The organism is Vibrio genomosp. F6 (assembly GCF_005146325.1).
GTDB lineage: Bacteria > Pseudomonadota > Gammaproteobacteria > Enterobacterales > Vibrionaceae > Vibrio > Vibrio cortegadensis.
The window spans coordinates 33,904-53,534 of record NZ_SYUT01000027.1; the positions used below are offsets into that span (position 1 = coordinate 33,904).

General features: G+C 43.6%; 16 protein-coding genes and 1 pseudogene. 3 read left to right on the plus strand and 14 right to left on the minus strand.

The features are described 5' to 3' along the window. Window positions 1-15: 15 nt before the first annotated feature. Window positions 16-711, minus strand: a complete 696-nt coding sequence (locus FCV43_RS11355) for a DUF1481 domain-containing protein (RefSeq protein WP_017053191.1) — start codon at window positions 709-711, stop codon at window positions 16-18. A 43-nt stretch (window positions 712-754) separates the two neighbouring features. Beyond that, a complete protein-coding gene (gene hupA, locus FCV43_RS11360) occupies window positions 755-1,027 on the minus strand; it encodes a nucleoid-associated protein HU-alpha (RefSeq protein ID WP_017053190.1) in 273 nt (90 codons plus the stop codon). Between the two features lie 263 nt (window positions 1,028-1,290). Here hupA and FCV43_RS11365 point away from each other — a divergent pair, with 263 nt between their 5' ends. Further along, window positions 1,291-2,388: a CNNM domain-containing protein gene (locus FCV43_RS11365; protein WP_136995245.1), complete on the plus strand. Its 1,098-nt coding sequence runs from the start codon at window positions 1,291-1,293 to the stop codon at window positions 2,386-2,388. Window positions 2,389-2,448: 60 nt separating this feature from the next. On the opposite strand, the gene FCV43_RS11370 is transcribed toward FCV43_RS11365, so the two are convergent. Beyond that, a complete protein-coding gene (locus FCV43_RS11370) occupies window positions 2,449-3,042 on the minus strand; it encodes a YjaG family protein (protein ID WP_017053188.1) in 594 nt (197 codons plus the stop codon). Window positions 3,043-3,113: 71 nt separating this feature from the next. Between FCV43_RS11370 and FCV43_RS11375 the strand changes: the two genes are divergently transcribed. After that, complete coding sequence (locus FCV43_RS11375; RefSeq protein ID WP_136995246.1) at window positions 3,114-4,058, plus strand: D-2-hydroxyacid dehydrogenase; 945 nt, start codon at window positions 3,114-3,116, stop codon at window positions 4,056-4,058. Between the two features lie 141 nt (window positions 4,059-4,199). On the opposite strand, the gene hemE is transcribed toward FCV43_RS11375, so the two are convergent. Both hemE and nudC read right to left on the minus strand, forming a co-directional pair. Next, on the minus strand, window positions 4,200-5,267 hold the full coding sequence (gene hemE, locus FCV43_RS11380) for a uroporphyrinogen decarboxylase (RefSeq protein ID WP_017053186.1): 1,068 nt from the start codon (window positions 5,265-5,267) through the stop codon (window positions 4,200-4,202). A 292-nt stretch (window positions 5,268-5,559) separates the two neighbouring features. Further along, window positions 5,560-6,345 carry an NAD(+) diphosphatase gene (nudC, locus tag FCV43_RS11385; protein WP_136995247.1) on the minus strand — a complete coding sequence of 262 codons (786 nt, stop codon included), beginning with the start codon at window positions 6,343-6,345 and terminating at the stop codon, window positions 5,560-5,562. 172 nt (window positions 6,346-6,517) lie between these two features. Here nudC and FCV43_RS11390 point away from each other — a divergent pair, with 172 nt between their 5' ends. Then, window positions 6,518-7,012, plus strand: coding sequence for an Rsd/AlgQ family anti-sigma factor (locus FCV43_RS11390; protein WP_040887246.1), 495 nt, complete (start codon window positions 6,518-6,520; stop codon window positions 7,010-7,012). A gap of 312 nt (window positions 7,013-7,324) precedes the next feature. Here the strand turns inward: FCV43_RS11390 and rpoC are convergent, their stop codons facing one another. The 9 genes and pseudogenes from rpoC to FCV43_RS11435 all read right to left on the minus strand — a co-directional run. Further along, window positions 7,325-11,527 carry a DNA-directed RNA polymerase subunit beta' gene (rpoC, locus tag FCV43_RS11395; RefSeq protein WP_136995248.1) on the minus strand — a complete coding sequence of 1,401 codons (4,203 nt, stop codon included), beginning with the start codon at window positions 11,525-11,527 and terminating at the stop codon, window positions 7,325-7,327. Window positions 11,528-11,593: 66 nt separating this feature from the next. Next, window positions 11,594-15,622, minus strand: coding sequence for a DNA-directed RNA polymerase subunit beta (rpoB, locus tag FCV43_RS11400; protein WP_017053182.1), 4,029 nt, complete (start codon window positions 15,620-15,622; stop codon window positions 11,594-11,596). A 251-nt stretch (window positions 15,623-15,873) separates the two neighbouring features. Then, window positions 15,874-16,242: a 50S ribosomal protein L7/L12 gene (gene rplL, locus FCV43_RS11405; protein ID WP_017053181.1), complete on the minus strand. Its 369-nt coding sequence runs from the start codon at window positions 16,240-16,242 to the stop codon at window positions 15,874-15,876. A gap of 57 nt (window positions 16,243-16,299) precedes the next feature. Then, window positions 16,300-16,794, minus strand: a complete 495-nt coding sequence (gene rplJ / locus FCV43_RS11410) for a 50S ribosomal protein L10 (protein WP_017053180.1) — start codon at window positions 16,792-16,794, stop codon at window positions 16,300-16,302. A 252-nt stretch (window positions 16,795-17,046) separates the two neighbouring features. Next, window positions 17,047-17,751, minus strand: coding sequence for a 50S ribosomal protein L1 (gene rplA / locus FCV43_RS11415; RefSeq protein WP_017053179.1), 705 nt, complete (start codon window positions 17,749-17,751; stop codon window positions 17,047-17,049). Window positions 17,752-17,755: 4 nt separating this feature from the next. Continuing rightward, complete coding sequence (rplK, locus tag FCV43_RS11420; protein WP_017053178.1) at window positions 17,756-18,184, minus strand: 50S ribosomal protein L11; 429 nt, start codon at window positions 18,182-18,184, stop codon at window positions 17,756-17,758. A gap of 138 nt (window positions 18,185-18,322) precedes the next feature. Next, a complete protein-coding gene (gene nusG / locus FCV43_RS11425; RefSeq protein WP_017053177.1) occupies window positions 18,323-18,871 on the minus strand; it encodes a transcription termination/antitermination protein NusG in 549 nt (182 codons plus the stop codon). Between the two features lie 12 nt (window positions 18,872-18,883). Then, on the minus strand, window positions 18,884-19,261 hold the full coding sequence (gene secE / locus FCV43_RS11430) for a preprotein translocase subunit SecE (protein WP_017053176.1): 378 nt from the start codon (window positions 19,259-19,261) through the stop codon (window positions 18,884-18,886). 257 nt (window positions 19,262-19,518) lie between these two features. After that, window positions 19,519-19,631: pseudogene (locus tag FCV43_RS11435) on the minus strand (elongation factor Tu); the annotation flags it as partial.

A 19,631-nucleotide genomic window follows, 5' to 3' on the forward strand; every position in this document is an offset into this window, starting at 1 on the left:
TTAATCATCTTCTTGCTAGTCAAGCAACGATGTTCTTTCAATACAGTCGTGATCGTCATCGGCAAGCATCAACAACTCTGTCACTTCAAGCTTACGATTTGATTGCCTACCTAAAAACGCCACATAGCTATCAATGGAGGCTAAACGGTTTATCACAAAGCTCGGTAACGTTTGATTAAATTCAAATTTATTAAACTCGCGTCCAGAGCACGTTTCAAACTCGCTGCCGTCCCAATAACCTTGAATGAGCTCTACACCATCTCTATTCTGCTGTTTTGTTGTATCAATAATAGCGAGCGACTCTTGTTGATAACGCTGCAATTGTTCACGTTGCAAAGGCAATACTTTTCCATTCAAACGGTATTGCTGATAAATCGCGTCACCTTCTTTATTAAAACGAACATGAATGCGATATGGCACCAAGCCGTTGTCAGAAAAGCTGAGCTGTTGACCTTCTCGAATGAATTCACGCAGTTGATTTTCATCCCATCGGTAATCAGATTTATACCAACCGTAATCCCCGGCACTCACATAATCAGCGGCGGTGTTTGGTTTGGTTAACTTTTCGGTGTACCAATAGAAGCTTGTTGCATCACCCATAGACAGGCCGCCAGAATACTCTGAAAACTGATCTAAATTAGGGCGTGGTGATGTCGTGGAACATCCAAGTAGGAAAGAAGTGAGTACAGAAGCTAAAAGAAGTTTTTTCATTAAGGAATCACGCCGAGATAAAAGTACCTCGGCGTAGTCTAAATTATTTCACTGAATCTTTCAGTGCTTTACCAGCAACAAACGCAGGAACATTTGCAGCAGCAATTTGGATCTCATCACCAGTCTTAGGATTACGGCCAGTACGTGCATTGCGATGGTTCACTTTGAATGTACCAAAACCAATTAGTTGGACTTGGTCACCTTCTTTAAGAGCGTCAGTTACGCCACCAAGAGTTGCTTCAAGTGCCGCTTTTGCTTGTGCTTTAGAAAGGTCTGCTTTTTCAGCAATAAAGTCGATTAATTGGGTCTTGTTCATTAGGTTTCCCTTCTCATAGGTTATCGAATTCAACTCACTCTAAAACATAAATGCCCCATCTGGCAAAGGTTTGTCATCGATCTTTAGTCCCAATGCCGTACTTTTAACCATAATATGAGTAATAACTCACAATTTGTTACCTATTAACCTTCTCCATGCCTTGTTTTTACTGCTTTGAGAACCAATTTATAGAGTCTCAGTTGCAGTAAAACCGTTGAAAACGTGTGCAATTGAGACCTTAATTATTTTTATATAGAGGCATTATGCTGCTGTTAATTATCTACATCTCCATCGCAATTGGAGTGTCATTCATCTGTTCAGTTCTCGAAGCGGTATTACTGAGTATCAGCCCTAGTTACATCGCACAACTGCGCCAACAAGAACACCCTGCGGCTGAAGCGTTATCTAAACTGAAATCAGACATTGACCGACCATTAGCGTCGATCTTAACTTTAAATACCATCGCACACACTATTGGTGCCGCGACGGCAGGTGCTCAAGCTTCTGTAGTTTTCGGCAGTCAATGGCTTGGTGTTTTTTCAGCTGTGTTAACTCTGGGGATTTTAGTTTTTTCTGAAATTGTTCCGAAAACAATCGGTGCCACTTATTGGCGTCAACTCTCTCCAATGACGGCAACCACACTGCGCTGGATGGTATGGGCATTGACTCCTTTTGTATGGTTCTCAGAACAAATCACCAAACGTTTGGCGCGAGGGCATGTAGCGCCCAAAATGCGTGATGAATTATCCGCAATGGCAATTCTCGCCAAAGAAAGCGGCGAATTTGCAGAAGGTGAATCTAAAATTCTAAGTAATTTACTGGGTATCCAAGAAGTACCGGTCACCCAAGTCATGACGCCAAGAACGGTCGTTTTTCGGGTCGATGCAGAGATAAGCATCAATGATTTTCTTAATCATCATAAAGACACACCATTCTCTCGCCCTTTAATATACAGCGAGCAGAAAGACAATATCATCGGGTTTGTGCACCGACTTGAGTTATTCAGGCTCCAGCAGTTAGGCCAAGGTGAGAAGCGGCTCGGTGCGGTCATGCGCCCGATTCACGTCATGCTCAATAACCTAGCACTCCCGAAAGCATTCGACCAAATGATGGCTAATCGACTGCAACTCTCTCTCGTCGTGGATGAGTACGGAACAATTCAAGGCTTAATCACCTTAGAAGATATTTTTGAATACCTACTAGGGGAAGAGATTATCGATGAAGCGGATAAAAATACGGATATGCAGGAACTCGCGTTTCAGCGCTGGGAAGTGTGGAAAACCAAGCATGGTGTGATTGAAAGTCGAGATGACGACGACACCATCTCAAATGAGTACGAACAGACTAAAAATCACGAATAACATCGGTATAAAAAAAGCTCCTACGAGGAGCTTTTTTTGTTTTAGACATGGTTTCCGTGATTAGTAATCGATCGTGATACCGATATTACTTAACGGTTCATCGCGCAATTCTTGACGCAAATCTTTGATTAATTCAATGTCACGAGTTTCCGCTTCACGTAATGGTCTGAAAATAGCCCATTGAACGTCCCACTCCTCACAAACTGCTTCATTATCTTTTTGATTGTCGTTTGTGATTTCATCTTCGCCTTGAGCTTGCTCTAAATGAGCAACCGTCAGTACTGATTGTTGGCTCAGCTTAATCATGCAGTCAAATAGCTGTTCACGATCCAGTAATCCATGCAATAACGTAGATAGCCCTTGGCACGCATCCATTGCAGGATAGACAGCGTAGATATCAAAATCATCAGCGCTTGGAAATAACTCTTCTAATTTTTCTAATTGACGTTCAAAATTAACTTTAGCCGTTTTGACCGTCAAAATTTCCCAGATACTATCAAGCACGTCACGATATACGCGAGCTTCTGCAAATTTCGTATTATCACAAAACATGGCATAGTTAGGGTACATACGCTCGCACAGGCAAGCCATAAAAGTAATTTGTTGCCAAGGTTCAAATTTTTCAAGACGAACCTGAAGTGGATTCTGTAGCATAGTGACTCAATAGTTGCAGAAAAGGACAGCAGAAGTGTACTTGATAAACCTTAGGGAAAAAAGACAAGCCTATGAACAATTTCTCGAATAAGCTGTATATTCTCACAGAACACGATGACACCTATAAACAACTCATTCAAAATCAGTCTCTACCCGATTTAGAGATCTGTGAGGATCCTGCTCAAGCTGACATTGTACTCGCTTCTCCCCCACTTGCAGCGGCGAAACTCAATGAGTTCACGCAACTCGATTGGCTCCAATCCACTTATGCAGGAATTAATGCTTTAGTGTCGGGTGATTTGCGTCAAGACTATACGCTAACGAACATCAAAGGCATTTTTGGACCAGCGATAGCAGAATATGTATTGGGCTACTCAATGAGCCACTACCGCCATTTTGCGCTCTACCACCAGCAACAAGCCAAACAGCAATGGCAACCCCACTTCTATCAGTCACTGACCGGAAAAGTGATGGTTATTCTGGGCACGGGATCCATTGGTAGCCACCTTGCTCAAACTGCGTCAGCTCTCGGGTTACATACTATTGGAATAAATCGAACAGGGATCCCAACCAAAAACCTAAGTGTGAATGAAAAGTTTAGCTTTAAAGACACTTTCCATATCAATGAAATAAAAGCCGCCTTTCAGCAAGCGGATATTATTGTAAATACGTTACCTGCAACTGAAAATACCCGTTCACTCTTAAATGAAGAGACATTGAGTTACTGCAAACGAGCGTTGCTATTTAATGTTGGGCGAGGTGAGACTTTAGATAATAAATCTCTTTTATTGGCACTAAAAAACGGTTGGATTGAACATGCTTTTCTGGATGTGTTTGAAAATGAGCCGCTGTCTCCTACGCACCCTTTCTGGAAGCTTAATCAGATAACAGTGACTCCACATATCGCGGCCTTGAGTGAACCTCGTCAGGTGGTCAATATACTCGCGCACAACTACCAGCTTTGGCGAGATGGCTTCCAACTCAATAATATAATTGATTTTGATAAGGGCTATTAATATTTGGCTCAAGAAAAATAACTGGTTCGAGCAGAGCGTTCTTCCTTATGTTCGCACTCATTTAGCCACCCTTGGAACTGATAAATAAAAACGCCGACTTGTGATAAGTCGGCGTTTTAAATCAATTAAATAACCAATTCGTTATTTATGGTATGGCTTAGACAAGTCATGCACCGCTTCAACAAACACACCTGCATTCTCAGGTGGAACATCTAGGTGGATACCGTGACCTAAGTTGAAAACATGTCCTGTTCCTGCATCACCAAACCCTTCAAGAATAGAGCTAACTTCTTGGCGAATACGTTCAGGCTGAGCGTAAAGAATCGATGGATCCATATTGCCTTGTAGAGCGACTTTGTCACCAATGCGAGCTTTTGCATCAGCTATGTTAATCGTCCAATCTAGGCCAACCGCATCACAACCTGTTGCCGCAATTGATTCTAACCACATGCCACCATTTTTGGTAAACAAAGTAACTGGAACACGGCGACCTTCGTTTTCACGAATCAGTCCATCAACAATTTTATGCATGTAACGAAGTGAGAACTCATTGTAATCACGAGGCGTTAATACTCCACCCCACGTATCAAATACCATCACCGACTGAGCGCCAGCTTTAATCTGTGCATTTAAGTATTCAATAACCGTGTCAGCCAGTTTATCTAGCAGCAGGTGCAAGGTTGCTGGCTCTGCATACATCATTTTTTTGATCTTTGTGAAGGCTTTAGAGCTGCTACCTTCAACCATGTATGTCGCTAGTGTCCAAGGGCTACCAGAAAAACCAATCAAAGGCACTTCGCCTTTTAGATCTTTACGAATTTGGCGTACTGCATTCATTACGTACTGAAGTTCACCTTCAGGATCTGGCACACCGATTTTTTCTACATCTGCTTTGCAAGTAATTGGTCGCTCGAATTTCGGACCTTCGCCAGTTTCAAAGTATAGGCCAAGTCCCATAGCGTCAGGGATGGTTAAAATGTCTGAGAATAAGATCGCAGCATCAAGAGGGAAACGACGCAAAGGCTGAAGCGTCACTTCTGATGCTAGCTCTGCGTTTTTACACAAAGACATGAAATCGCCTGCTTGTGCACGCGTAGCTTTATATTCTGGTAGGTAACGGCCTGCTTGGCGCATCATCCAAACCGGAGTGCAATCTACAGGTTGCTTAAGTAAGGCGCGTAGATAGCGATCATTTTTTAATTCTGTCATTCCGTTCTTCCAATTAAAGCTATATCTATTTATTTGCCATTATTCTAACACTGATTTAACTGTAAAAGCTGTGTGCTTTGCAACCTAGATCAAGTTATTAACTTTTAAATCAATGCTTAATTTGCACCTGTTTATAGAGCGTGATAAAAATTTGCTCGCTAGCGAAAATTAAAATAATAAATACTGAGTATGAGAGTACTCAGCATCTCATAACGACATCTTACTTACCCCCTCCTTGACCGGAGGGTTTTTTTTATCATTTGAAAGCTATTTTGTTGAATTACTATCGTTTTCACGTGGTCGGTTCATGTAGCAGATCGAGCGTATGTTCAATCAACGCACGAGCAATCGTCCCTTCAGGCGCAACAGCTGGCATCTCACTCGGCAAGAACCACTGCGCATCGGTCAGCTCGCTATAATCTGGTTTTAACTCCCCTGACTCATATTCTGCGATATAAGCCATCATCATACTGGATGGAAATGCCCATGGTTGGCTACCGAAATATTGAATATTTTTCACATCAATTCCAGTTTCTTCTTTTACTTCTCTCGCTACACATTGCTCTAACGTCTCGCCCACTTCTAAGAAGCCTGCAATAACTGTGTACATACCATTACGGTGCCTTGGATGTTGCGCTAACAGTATCTGCTTACTATTTCTTACCCCAACAATAATGCATGGAAAAATACGCGGATAATGCAATGTCCGACAATCACCACACTGCATCGCCACCTGATTATGGTTTAGGTGATTGCGTCCTCCGCACTGAGCGCAGAAACGCATAGTTTGTGTCATGTGTCCATACTGCACAGCTTTGCTTGCGAGAAGAAAAAGTGCTTCAGGTAATAATAGTAACTCGCGCAAAGAGGTCAATGGATAGCGACAATCTACATCAGCATCGTTTAACCACATCACTGGAATCCCCTGATAGGTTCCAATGTTTACGGCTTTTTCATAAGGTAAGCCGAGTTCACTTGCACTCCCTAAAGGAAGCGTGCCATCTACAACCCATAAGTCACTGCCAAGAACGATGCACCAATAAACGTCGCTGGTTGTTTTGTCACTTTTTTTTAACATCTCTGTTCCTCTCCACTTGCAGTTATTCCATTTTACTGGCAATCTAAATTCATACCAGAATTTAGATTGAAATATCAACGAAAACTCAGGTAGATAAGAATTTAAATTGTGTTATGGATACTTTGCTTTTCACGGATGACGATCACCACTCTTGTGGTCCGATCATGAGGACATGGTCATGCTAAATAAATTCAAACAAGTACAAGAACAGTGGGGTGGCTCAAGTGAGGTCATCGACCATTGGCTCGAGACCAGACAATCACTGATTGTTGAATACTGTAAACTCGCAACTTTACAGCCCTGTACAACAAACAGCGCTGTCTCAGAGCTCCCTTCACCAAAAGAGCTTCAGGTATTTTGCCAACATCTCGTTGATTATATTTCTGAAGGACATTTCAAAATTTACGATATGGTCATGGATAAGTGGCGTTCTACAGGTTTCGAAGTGACAGAAGAGATCAATCAAGCTTATGGCAAGATTGTGTTAACCACAGAGCCCCTACTGAATTTTACGGACAAATACGCAGCGATACAGAGCGAAGATTTACTTGAGAATCTAGACAGCGATCTCTCATTTATTGGCGAAGTAACGGAAGCTCGCTTTGAAGTTGAAGATCAGCTCATTCGACTCATCGCTGACAGCTTAGCCGTTCCACCAGGCGCTTGATAACACGATATCTAAGATAATATTAGATACCGAAACCTTCTTACGATGGTAAGAGGGTTTTGTGCACCGCAATGCTAGCCTAAGAGCTCTAATCAGCTTAGGAGGTCGAACTATCGCTTCTCATCAGCGATTTAGCTCCTTTCCTTAACTTTCTTCTTTCTTCTTTCTTCTTTACTACTTGAGTTGTTCCCTACAGATAGAAAGCAACCAGCATTAAATGGCTCATTTTCTAAAGATAAAAAAAATCCCCGAGCATGGCCCGAGGATTTATCTATCAAGGCAACATTACGCTGCCTTTATCTCTACACTAGCTTACTCGTTAGAAGAGAAACCTGCATTTAGAAGTGCCGCTAGGTTATCTGTTGCTTGTTCAGCAGATGGACCTTCTTGCTCTTCTTCACGCTGTTTTTGACGCTCTTGGTGGTAAGCGAAACCAGTACCAGCTGGAATCAATCGACCAACAATAACGTTCTCTTTCAGGCCGCGTAACTCATCACGTTTACCAGAAACCGCAGCTTCTGTTAGTACGCGAGTCGTTTCTTGGAACGACGCTGCTGAGATGAATGACTCAGTTGCAAGAGATGCTTTAGTGATACCTAGTAGTTCACGCTCGAAGCTCACTAGCTCCTTGCCTTCTGCTTCTAGTACACGGTTAGCGATCTTAACTTGTGAGTATTCAACTTGCTCACCAGGCAGGAACTCAGAGTCACCCGCTTTAGTGATAGTACACTTACGAAGCATTTGACGAACGATAGTTTCAATGTGCTTATCGTTAATCTTAACGCCTTGTAGACGGTATACTTCTTGTACTTCGTTTGCGATGTACTGAGTTACTGCGCGGATACCACGTAAACGTAGAATATCATGTGGAGTTTCAGGACCGTCGGCGATTACATCACCACGTTCAATCTTCTCACCTTCAAATACGTTTAGCTGACGGTGCTTAGGAATCATCTCTTCGTAAGCGTCACCGCCATCACGAGTAATAACTAAACGGCGCTTACCTTTCGTTTCTTTACCAAACGACACAGTACCTGTGTGCTCAGCAAGGATCGCAGGCTCTTTCGGCTTACGAGCTTCGAATAGGTCAGCTACGCGTGGTAGACCACCGGTGATATCTTTGTTTCCGCCAGATTTCTGAGGGATACGGGATAATGTGTCACCGATGCCAACTTCTGCGCCATCTTCGATGTTAACAATCGCTTTACCAGGTAGGAAGTAGTGAGCTGGCATATCAGTACCAGGAATCATTACATCGTTGCCTGCTGCATCAACAAGTTTGATAGCTGGACGCATATCTTTACCTGCTGCTGGACGAGCGGCTGCATCAGTTACTTCACTTGAAGATAGACCCGTTAGGTCATCTGTTTGGCGAGTAACAGTAACACCATCGATCATGTCAACAAATTGGATGCGACCTGCCACTTCAGTGATGATTGGCATGGTGTGCGCTTCCCAGTTAGCAACAACTTCACCAGATTCTACTGAATCGTTGTCTGCTTTGCTCAGAACCGAACCGTAAGGAAGTTTGTGCTTCTCTTTAGTACGACCGAACTCATCAACAATCGTCATCTCAGATGCACGAGAGGTGATAACCAGTTTCTTGTCTTTGTTGATTACAAACTTAGCGTTGTGAAGCTTCACAGTACCAGTTGTTTTCGCTTGGATGCTGTTCTCTGCTGCTGCAGTAGATGCCGCACCACCGATGTGGAACGTACGCATCGTTAGCTGTGTACCCGGTTCACCGATAGATTGAGCAGCAATAACACCAACTGCCTCACCTTGGTTCACTAGGTGACCACGTGCTAGGTCACGACCGTAACACTGTGCACAACAACCGAAGTCTGCATCACAGGTAACTACTGAGCGCACTTTCATGCTATCTACTGAGTTATCTTCCATGATCTGACACCACTTCTCATTAATTAGAGTATTACGTGGGATCAGTACATCTTCAGTACCAGGCTTAAGAACATCTTCAGCAACAACACGACCAAGAGCAAGCTCAGAAAGTGCAACTTTAACGTCACCACCTTCAATGTGAGGCATCATGTCGATACCTTCGTGAGTGCCACAATCGTGCTCATGTACTACAACATCTTGTGCAACGTCTACTAGACGACGAGTTAGGTAACCCGAGTTCGCCGTTTTCAGTGCTGTATCGGCAAGACCTTTACGCGCACCGTGCGTTGAGATGAAGTATTGAAGTACGTTTAGACCTTCTTTAAAGTTCGCTGTGATTGGCGTTTCGATGATTGAACCATCTGGACGCGCCATCAGACCACGCATACCCGCCAACTGACGAATCTGTGCAGCAGAACCACGAGCGCCCGAGTCAGCCATCATGTAGATGCTGTTAAACGACTCTTGCTGTTCTTCATCACCATCACGGTTAACTACTGTTTCGAACGATAGGTTATCCATCATCGCTTTCGCAACACGGTCGTTGGTAGACGCCCAGATATCGATAACTTTGTTGTAACGTTCACCAGCAGTAACTAGACCAGATTGGAACTGATCTTGGATTTCACGAACTTCTTCTTCAGCTGCGTCGATTTCGTCGTACTTCGCTTGAGGTACAACCATATCGTCGATACCAACAGAAACACCAGATAGTGCTGCGTATGCGAAACCTGCGTACATGATTTGGTCAGCAAAAACAACGGTATCTTTCAGACCAAGCTTACGATATGCCTCGTTAAGCAGGTTAGAGATCTGTTTTTTACCAAGCTTTTGGTTAACGATGCTGTATGGAAGACCTTTCGGTACGATTTGCCATAGCATTGCACGACCAACAGTTGTATCAACTAAGCCAGTGTTTGTTGTGCTGTTACCGTCTTCGTCTACTACTGTTTCAGTGATACGTACTTTAACGCGAGCATGTAGCTCAGCAGTCTTAGTACGGTATGCCTTCTCAGCCTCTTCAGGGCCAGCAAGGTACATACCTTCACCTTTCACGTTGATCTTGTCACGTGTCATGTAGTAAAGACCCAATACAACGTCCTGAGAAGGTACGATGATCGGATCACCTGATGCTGGCGACAGAATGTTATTCGTCGACATCATTAGGGTACGAGCTTCTAGTTGAGCTTCCAAAGTCAGTGGTACGTGTACCGCCATTTGGTCACCATCGAAGTCGGCGTTATATGCCGCACACACTAGTGGGTGAAGCTGAATCGCTTTACCTTCGATTAGTACTGGTTCGAACGCTTGAATACCAAGACGGTGAAGTGTTGGTGCACGGTTCAATAGTACTGGGTGTTCACGAATTACTTCGTCTAGGATATCCCAAACGATCGCTTCTTCGCGCTCTACCATTTTCTTAGCTGCTTTGATTGTCGTCGCCATGCCACGAGTTTCTAGCTTGCTGTAGATGAATGGTTTGAATAGCTCAAGTGCCATCTTCTTAGGAAGACCACACTGGTGCAAACGTAGAGTTGGACCTACTGTGATTACAGAACGACCAGAGTAATCTACACGTTTACCAAGCAAGTTCTGACGGAAACGACCCTGTTTACCCTTGATCATATCAGCAAGAGATTTCAGAGGACGCTTGTTAGAACCTGTAATCGCACGACCACGACGACCGTTATCAAGAAGTGCATCAACAGACTCTTGCAGCATACGCTTTTCGTTACGTACGATGATGTCCGGAGCAGCTAGCTCTAGAAGACGCTTCAAACGGTTGTTACGGTTGATCACACGACGGTATAGATCGTTCAGATCAGAAGTCGCAAAACGACCGCCATCTAGTGGTACTAGAGGACGTAGATCTGGCGGAAGTACTGGAAGAACCGTAAGGATCATCCATTGTGGATCATTGCCAGACTGAATAAATGCTTCAACTAACTTAAGACGCTTAGTCAGTTTCTTACGCTTAGTTTCAGAGTTAGTTGTTTCTAACTCTTCGCGCATTTGTTCAGCTTCTTGGTGCATATCCATAGTAGACAGCAGATCTTTGATCGCTTCTGCACCCATCTTAGCAGTGAACTCGTCACCCCACTCTTCTAGGCGATCTAGATACTCTTCTTCAGTAAGCATCTGAGATTTTTCTAGATCCGTCATACCCGGTTCTGTTACTACGTACATTTCGAAGTAAAGAACACGTTCGATATCACGTAATGGAATATCCATTAGTAGACCGATACGAGACGGTAGTGATTTTAAGAACCAGATGTGAGCAACTGGTGAAGCGAGTTCAATGTGGCCCATACGGTCACGACGAACTTTAGTTTGTGTAACTTCTACGCCACACTTCTCACAGATAACACCGCGGTGCTTCAGACGCTTATATTTGCCACAAAGACATTCGTAGTCTTTTACTGGACCAAAAATACGCGCACAGAACAGACCATCACGCTCAGGCTTGAACGTACGATAGTTAATTGTTTCTGGTTTTTTAACTTCACCAAAAGACCATGAACGAATCATGTCTGGTGAAGAAAGACCGATTTTGATTGCATCAAATTCTTCGGTCTTATGCTGTGCTTTTAGAAAGTTTAATAAGTCTTTCACGATCAGCCCCTGTAAGGAGTGAAAAGGCGCTCGGCGAGCGCCTTTCTAACAAATAATCCCTAAGGATTACTCTTTATCTTCTAACTCGATGTTGATACCTAGCGAGCGAATCTCTTTCAACAATACGTTGAACGATTCTGGCATGCCTGGTTCCATGCTGTGATCGCCATCTACGATGTTCTTATACATCTTAGTACGGCCATTCACATCATCCGACTTCACAGTCAACATTTCTTGTAGAGTATATGCAGCACCGTATGCTTCTAGTGCCCATACTTCCATCTCACCGAAACGCTGGCCACCGAACTGAGCTTTACCACCAAGTGGTTGCTGAGTTACTAGGCTGTAAGAGCCAGTCGAACGCGCGTGCATCTTGTCATCAACCAAGTGGTTCAGTTTTAGCATGTACATGTAACCAACAGTTACAGGACGCTCGAACTGATCACCTGTACGGCCATCAAATAATTTTAGTTGACCAGATTCAGGAAGGTCACCTAATTTCAATAGCTCTTTGATCAACGTTTCAGAAGCACCGTCGAACACAGGCGTAGCGATTGGTAGACCACCACGTAGGTTCTGAACCAAGGTACGCACTTGATCATCAGACAGTTCAGCAATATCAACTTTCTGACGAGTGTTGCCGAGATCATAAACCGTCTGTAGGAAGTTACGGAACTTATGCAGTTCTTGTTGTTCCTTCAGCATTTGGTTGATCTTGTCACCGATACCTTTCGCAGCCAAACCTAAGTGTACTTCTAGGATCTGACCGATGTTCATACGTGATGGTACACCCAGTGGGTTCAACACGATGTCTACAGGTTGACCTTTCTCATCGTATGGCATGTCTTCAACAGGGTTAATCTTAGAGATTACACCTTTGTTACCATGACGACCCGCCATCTTATCACCAGGCTGGATACGACGTTTCACCGCTAGGTAAACTTTAACAATCTTAAGAACGCCAGGCGCTAGATCATCACCTTGAGTGATTTTACGACGTTTAGTCTCAAACTTCTTATCGAAGTCTGCTTTAAGCTCATCCCACTGCTCAGCAAGTTGCTCAAGCTGTGATTGTTGTGCTTCGTCATCTAACGTTAGTTCTAGCCACTTCTTACGATCAATCGCATCAAGCTTAGCTTCAGAGTAACCACCATTGAGTAGTGCAGTACGAACACGAGCTAGTAGACCACCTTCAAGAATCTGGAATTCTTCAGTTAAGTCTTTCTTAGCATCTTTCAGCTGCATTTGTTCAATTTCAAGCGCACGCTTGTCTTTCTCTACGCCATCGCGAGTGAAAACTTGAACATCAATGATCGTACCTGAGATAGAGTTAGGTACACGTAGTGATGTATCTTTAACATCTGATGCTTTCTCACCGAAGATAGCACGTAGTAGCTTCTCTTCAGGAGTCAGTTGTGTTTCACCTTTAGGGGTTACTTTACCAACTAGGATGTCGCCACCCTTAACTTCAGCACCAATGTAAACGATACCTGACTCGTCTAGTTTAGACAGAGCAGATTCACCTACGTTTGGAATATCAGCAGTGATCTCTTCAGAACCCAGCTTAGTATCACGAGCCACACAAGATAGTTCTTGAATGTGAATTGTCGTGAAACGGTCTTCTTGAACTACGCGCTCAGATACTAAGATCGAGTCTTCGAAGTTGTAACCATTCCAAGGCATAAATGCGATACGCATGTTTTGACCAAGCGCTAGCTCACCAAGGTCTGTTGAAGGACCATCAGCAATTACATCACCGCGAGATACTGGTTCACCAGGAAGCACGGTTGGGCGTTGGTTAATACATGTATTTTGGTTCGAACGTGTGTACTTAGTTAGGTTGTAGATGTCGATACCCGCTTCGCCAGGTACTAACTCGTCTTCATTAACCTTAACTACGATACGAGACGCGTCAACAGACTGAATCATACCGCCACGTTTAGCGACTGCAGTTACACCTGAGTCAACCGCTACGTTACGTTCGATACCTGTACCTACTAACGGCTTATCAGCTTTTAGTGTTGGTACAGCTTGACGTTGCATGTTCGCACCCATCAATGCACGGTTCGCATCATCGTGTTCTAGGAACGGGATAAGCGAAGCAGCGATAGATACTACTTGGTTTGTTGCAACGTCCATGTAGTTTACATGGTCGCGAGGGTGAAGACCTGATTCACCTTTTTGACGAGCAGTAATCAACTCATCAGCAAAAGATCCAGATTCAGTAAGAGCAGCGTTCGCCTGAGCGATAACAAACTGGCCTTCTTGAATAGCAGACAGGTAATCAACTTCGTCAGTAACTACACCATCAACAACACGACGATAAGGCGTTTCTAAGAAACCGAAATCGTTACAACGTGCAAATGCTGAAAGTGAGTTAATCAAACCGATGTTTGGACCTTCAGGCGTTTCGATCGGACATAGACGACCGTAGTGAGTTACGTGTACATCACGTACTTCAAAGCCTGCGCGTTCACGAGTAAGACCACCAGGACCTAAAGCAGAAATACGACGCTTATGCGTTACTTCTGACAATGGGTTGTTTTGGTCCATAAACTGTGAAAGCTGTGAAGAGCCAAAGAATTCTTTAACAGCGGCAGAAATAGGCTTAGCATTGATCAGGTCTTGAGGCATGATTGCATCAAGGTCACCAAGGCTCAAACGCTCTTTAACTGCACGTTCTACACGAACTAAACCAACACGGAATTGGTTTTCTGCCATCTCACCAACAGAACGGATACGACGGTTGCCAAGGTGGTCGATATCGTCCACTTCGCCTTTACCGTTACGAATGCCGATCAGTTTACGCATTACTGCGATGATGTCAGTTTCGTCTAGCGTACCTTGCTCACCAGCATCTTCACGCTCAATTGAACTGTTAAACTTCATACGACCAACAGTCGATAAGTCATAACGTTCTTCTGAGAAGAATAAGCTTTCAAACAAAGATTCAGCTGCTTCTTTCGTTGGTGGCTCGCCAGGACGCATCATGCGGTAGATTTCAACTAGAGCTGAAATACGATCTACTGTGCTGTCAACACGCAATGTGTCAGACATGAACGAACCATTGTCTAGGTCGTTAGTAAATAATACTTCTAGTTGCTTATGACTTGCCTGTGACAAGTTAGCAAGAGCTTCTAAGCTGATTTCTTGGTTTGCACCAACAATAACTTCGCCAGTCGCTTCATCAATGTAGTCTTTAGCCGCAACTTTGCCAACGATGTACTCAACAGGTACTTCGATGAAATCAACGCCATCTTTTTCAAGTTGGCGGATATGACGCGCAGTTACGCGACGGCCAGTTTCTACATAAACTTTACCATTTGCTTCAATGTCAAATGATGCAGTTTCACCACGTAAACGCTCTGGAACAAGTTCCATAAGTAGCGTTTGATCTTTAACTTCGAAGTTCACTTTGTCGAAGAACAGATCTAGGATCTCTTCTGTCGTTTTACCAAGTGCACGAAGAATGATCGACGCAGGTAATTTACGGCGACGGTCAATACGTACGTATAAGTTATCCTTAGGATCGAACTCAAAGTCTAACCATGAGCCGCGGTAAGGAATTACACGTGCGTTATATAGAACTTTACCAGAAGAGTGGGTCTTACCCTTATCGCTGTCGAAGAACACGCCTGGGCTTCGGTGCAGCTGGGATACGATAACCCTCTCGGTACCATTAATTACGAAGGTACCATTGTCTGTCATAAGCGGAATTTCGCCCATGTAGACTTCTTGTTCTTTAATGTCTTTTACGGTACCTGCCGGTGCATCTCGATCAAAAATAACTAAACGTAATTTTACGCGTAGTGGTTTTGAATAAGTTACACCACGGATTTGACATTCTTTAACATCAAAAACTGGCTCACCAAGACGATAGCTAACGTATTGCAGCTCGGAATTGCCGTTATAGCTCTGAATTGGAAATACAGAACGAAAAGCAGCCTCAAGACCGTATTGTCCTTCTGGATCCTGTTCAATAAATTTATCGAAAGAATCAAGCTGGATCGATAGCAGGTATGGAATGTCCAAAACTTGTGGACGAGTACCAAAATCCTTACGGATGCGCTTTTTCTCGGTATAAGAGTAAACCATGGGGTTCCTCAGCTCGCTGATAAGTGACCCAAACTACCCAATCTCTGCTCCCTAATCTTGTGCTAAGGAGGGGGGTAGTGACTAACAACTGTTTTCCAGTAGTGGTATTTCAACAAAGTTTATGCGAAATACTTTTGCTCAGATAAAGGTGCTAAAACAGCGGAAAATTCACCTATACCCTACAGCGCAAAAAGGCCGGTGGTTAATAAACCACCAGCCATTAGCCGTTAGGCTAAGAAATTAAGTAATAATTACTTGATTTCAACAGTTGCACCAGCTTCTTCTAAAGTCGCTTTAAGCGCTTCAGCTTCAGCTTTTTCAACGCCTTCTTTTAGAGATGCAGGAGCTGAGTCAACTAGACCTTTAGCTTCTTTCAGGCCAAGACCTGTAGCGCCACGTACTGCTTTGATTACAGAAACTTTGTTTCCGCCAACTGCAGTTAGGATTACGTCAAATTCAGTTTGCTCTTCAGCAGCGTCACCGCCAGCTGCGCCACCTGCAACAACTGCAGCTGCAGCTGATACACCAAATTTCTCTTCCATAGCTTCGATAAGCTCAACAACTTGCATTACAGACATTTCTGCAACTGCGTCTAGGATTTGCTCGTTAGTAATAGACATAACAATTCTCTTTTAAGTCAACAATAAGTTTAAATAGCAACCAGTTTAAAGCAGGGCTTATGCCGCAGCTTCTTCTTTTTGGTCGCGAACAGCAGCGATAGTACGTACCAGCTTGCCAGCAGAAGCTTCTTTCATGCACATCATTAGGCGTGCAATTGCTTCGTCGTAAGTTGGTAGTGTCGCTAGTACATCAGCATCAGTAACTGCGCCTTCAAATGCAGCAGCTTTGATCTCGAAGTCTTTATTCTCTTTAGCAAAGTCTTTGAAAAGACGTGCTGCAGCACCTGGGTGCTCGTTAGAGAATGCAAGTAGAGATGGACCAGTAAATGTGTCTTGTAGACACTCATACTCAGTACCTTCTACTGCACGACGTGCTAGTGTGTTACGAACAACTCTCATGTAAACACCCGCTTCACGCGCTTGTTTACGTAGAGAAGTCATCGCGCCAACAGTAACGCCACGAGAGTCAGCTACAACTGCAGAAAGTGCACCACTGGCTGCTTCGTTGACTTCAGCAACAATTGCTTTTTTGTCTTGAAGATTTAAAGCCATTTGGATTAACCTCTGGTTGTGATTACAGCACTCACTACGTTATGTAGAGAGCGTTTACGATATATTCATGAAAGCCAAAAATGACCTACAATCCTAAATCGCCTACGTAGGTTGCATTAAGCCATCAAATACCATTCGATAAATAACAGCGCCTACGGTCTTGGAGATAGATGAGAATTGAATTGCTTCAAATTTCACCCAACCACAATTTATTAGGCGACGAATTATACACTAACTCATCGCCTATGCAAATTAGTTTACTGCAGTGTTCAAGCTTGCTTGATCAACAGTAACACCAGCACCCATAGTAGTAGAGATGCTTACTTTCTTCAGGAAAGTACCTTTCGCTGAAGAAGGCTTAGCTTTCTTAAGAGCAACTAGAAGAGCTTCTAGGTTCTCTTGAAGCTGTGCAGCTTCGAAAGTAGCTTTGCCGATAGTAGTGTGGATGATACCGTTTTTGTCGTTACGGTAACGAACCTGACCCGCTTTAGCATTTTTAACTGCTTCAGCAACGTTAGGAGTTACAGTACCAACTTTAGGGTTTGGCATAAGACCGCGAGGACCTAGGATTGTACCTAGTTGACCAACAACACGCATCGCATCTGGAGATGCAACAACTACGTCGAAGTTCATTTCGCCTTTCTTAACTTGCTCAGCAAGATCTTCCATGCCTACGATATCTGCGCCAGCTGCTTTAGCTGCTTCTGCGTTTGCACCTTGAGTGAACACAGCAACACGGATATCACGACCAGTACCGTGTGGTAGCACAGTTGCGCCACGAACGTTTTGGTCAGATTTACGAGCGTCAATACCAAGATTAACTGCTACATCAACGCTTTCTACGAATTTAGCTGTTGCTAGTTCTTTAAGAAGAGCTACTGCTTCGTTGATTTCGTATTCTTTAGTCACTTCAACTTTGTCGCGGATAACGCGCATACGCTTAGTAAGTTTTGTCATTTTATTAACCCTCTACCACTAGGCCCATTGAACGAGCAGTACCTGCGATAGAACGCTTCATCGCTTCGATGTCTGCGCCAGTCATGTCTGCAGCTTTAGTTTCTGCGATCTCTTGAACTTGAGCGTCAGTAACAGTACCAACTTTCTCAGTGTTCGGACGACCTGAACCAGACTTAACACCAGCAGCTTTCAGAAGAAGAACTGCAGCAGGTGGAGTCTTAGTTACGAACGTGAAAGAACGATCGCTGTATACTGTGATAACAACTGGAGTCGGTAGACCTTTCTCTACTGATTCTGTTTTTGCGTTGAACGCTTTACAGAATTCCATGATGTTAACGCCGTGTTGACCTAGAGCAGGACCAACCGGTGGACTTGGGTTTGCCATACCAGCTGCTACTTGCAGTTTGATATAAGCTTCAACTTTCTTAGCCATGATATTTCCTAAATTTTGGGTACTAACGCCAACCTATTGGTAAGCTCCCCGTTTGTAAAAATCTTTTTCGCAATAGCGGAAAAAGGCGCGAAATTATAATCACATTTCACGCCTATAACAAGCCTAAAAGGCCAGTTTTTAATCAAGTTTTTCCACTTGACCAAATTCAAGCTCAACTGGTGTCGCACGACCAAAGATCGATACTGACACTTTAATGCGGCTTTTCTCGTAATCTACTGATTCAACTGTACCGTTGAAATCTGCAAATGGACCATCATTAACTCGAACCACTTCACCAGCTTCAAACATCGTTTTAGGACGTGGAGCTTCGCTCGCTTTCTCTAAACGATTCAAGATAGCATCAGCTTCTTTGTCGGTGATTGGTGCCGGACGATCAGAGGTACCACCAATGAAGCCCATAACACGTGGAATGCTACGAACTAAGTGCCATGATTCATCATTCATGATCATTTGCACAAGTACGTAACCAGGGAAGAACTTACGTTCGCTTTTACGACGTTGTCCTGCACGCATTTCTACCACTTCTTCAGTCGGTACAAGTACGTCACCAAAGAATTCTTCCATGTCATGCATTTTAATATGTTCGCGTAACGATTGAGATACACGACCTTCATAACCAGAAAAGGCTTGAACTACATACCAACGTTTTTTTGGAGCTTCACTCATGAATTAGAATCCTCACACACCAGTTGCGAATGCAACAAGACGAACCATAATGCCGTCAATGCCCCACAGCACTAATGCCATTACAATACATACAGCTAATACGATCAAAGTAGTTTGCATAGTTTCTTGGCGAGTAGGCCAAACCACTTTACGAACTTCAACTCGAGACTCTTGAGCAAAAGAGATCGCAGCTTTACCTTTAGTTGTTGTTGCCGCAGTACCTAATGCACCAGCGATAAGAACAACGACACCTGCAACGCGAATTACTACCGATAATTCACCATACAGGTAATTACCCACAACAGCGGCGGCTAACAGAGCAAAAGCGATAAACCACTTAAAAGTATCTGCTGCACTTGAGCTATCAGGAGTTTCAGCATTTGCTTTCATAAAACCAACCTGTGATAAGTCATAAATATAGACGACAATACCCCGCTGTTGCAGGGCTATTTCCTTGTAACCACTCCAGAACATTTTCAGAGCCGCTACTTTATTTATCGATTAAGATAAACTTAACCTTTTTTCTATGCTTTTAAAGCAAGTGTTGATGAAAAAATCATCAAACTTACCCTTTTATACAACCTTAAAGGTTAGCACAGAAAAAAGGGCATCAAATGATGCCCTTTTTACTAGTAGTTAGTCAAATCTTAAGCAAAGATTTTAGCAACAACACCAGCACCAACTGTACGGCCACCTTCACGGATTGCGAAGCGTAGACCTTCGTCCATTGCGATTGGAGCGATTAGCTCAACCGTCATTT